This window comes from Holdemania filiformis DSM 12042 (genome assembly GCF_000157995.1).
GTDB lineage: Bacteria > Bacillota_I > Bacilli_A > Erysipelotrichales > Erysipelotrichaceae > Holdemania > Holdemania filiformis.
In genome coordinates this window covers 1-1715 of sequence record NZ_GG657571.1, presented here as the reverse complement: position 1 = coordinate 1715, position 1715 = coordinate 1, and the positions used below count along the sequence as shown (strand labels likewise).

Annotated in this window: 1 protein-coding gene; it reads left to right on the top strand. The window is 37.3% G+C overall.

Annotated features, from left to right (window positions below; translation table 11 throughout):
• The first annotated feature begins 153 nt into the window (after positions 1–153).
• Complete coding sequence (locus tag HOLDEFILI_RS18015; protein WP_006061387.1) at positions 154–1431, top strand: IS30 family transposase; 1278 nt, start codon at positions 154–156, stop codon at positions 1429–1431.
• The last annotated feature ends 284 nt before the right edge of the window (positions 1432–1715 follow it).

Sequence of the window (1715 nt, the reverse complement as noted above, 5' to 3'; positions counted from 1 at the left end):
GCGTAAATTGAAAAAGTAAATTCCACAACAAATCAAAAATATGGAAATTACTCTTACAGACAATTCAACAAGTAATATAGTAGAAATTACTCTTACAATTATATATCATAATTAGTGCTCTTACTGTGATGCTTTCACAGGGGAGGACTTTCTATGAATATCAAAGGTTCTAAACATTTAGACTTACAGTACCGTAATTTTATTGAGCAGGGACTGAATAACAATTCTTCCAAATCTGCTATTGCTGCTGTTATCGGGATGGATAAATCTTCCATTTGCAAAGAAATCAAAAAACATGCCTATGAAGTCAAATTCTCCCGTCAAGGTGTTTCTGCCTATGGTACCTATGATTGCCAAAATATCGCTTCCTGCGGCTTTAATTCATTCTGCCGCAACGCGTGTCCTAATCGTATTCCTATCCCTTGCAAGATCCGCGACAAAACCAGAGGGGTATGCAATGGTTGTGATAAGAAAAGCACTTGCAAGCTCACAAAGCGATTTTATTCAGCCCAAAGAGCCCAAACGGAATATAAATATAGGCTTTCCGATTCTCGTGAGGGTGTCAATCTTACTTACTCAGAACTAAACGCAATCGCTGCTATTATTGTAGAGCCGATCAAAAATGGCCAATCTGTCTATGCAGTCCTTCAGGCGCATCCTGAGATCCATCACTGTGAGAAAACCATCTATAACTGGATCGAAATAGGTGTCTTTCAGCCATTTGGCCTCACCAACCTAGATCTTCGATCCAGAGTCACAAGAAAGCTAAAGAAAAAGGATCAGGTCAAATATAAAAAACGCGAAGACAGGGCATATCTTAAAGGTAGGACTTATGACTGCTTTGAAACCTATATGAGAGAACACCCTTCCTTATCTGTCGTTGAAATGGATACCGTCTACAATGACGGAACTAACGGTCCTTTCATACAGACTTTCATGCTTGTTTCCTTCGGCATCATGATCGGTGTGCTTCATTCTGCCAAAAATGCAAAAACAATGGCAGTTGGAGTACGTTATGTAAAAACACTACTGGGTGATGATCTTTTCCATTCCATCTTTCAGGTCTTATTGACCGATCGAGGAAGTGAATTTTCTGATGCCTTTGCATTTGAGGAACTGGTAGGGCATGTTTTCTATTGTGATCCTATGGCCTCATGGCAGAAGCCTCACGTAGAGAACAACCATCGCCTATTGCGTTATATCTGTCCAAAAGAAAAAGATCTGAATCAGCTTGGTCTTCACTCTCAGGCTGATCTAGATCTCATTTTTTCCCATATCAATTCGTATCCACGTAAAGAACGATATGGGAAGTCGCCGATTGAAGAATTCACTTTCTATCATCCTGAATCAGAAGCTATCTTATCAGCACTTCACATTCAATGCGTTGATAAAGATAAGATCATACTTAATCCGGCTTTAATCAAAAAATAATTTAATATACCACAGTAAGAGCAGCTCATCTATAAATAGAAAATCGAGTAGAGAATTTAGTCTTACAGTTTAAAAAAAGTCTGAATTAACTACTCTTTTTGTGTTTGTAGAATTAACTCTTACAATAGCAATAGTAGTATATCATATTGTATGAAAACTATGAATATGAAAATAAAAAAGTTCTTATATCCTCTCCTACTATCGGATATAATGAACTTTTGTAAGACTTAAATCAACCGTTTGTTTTCTCTTCATTGTTGTGGAATTTACTTTTTCAATTTACG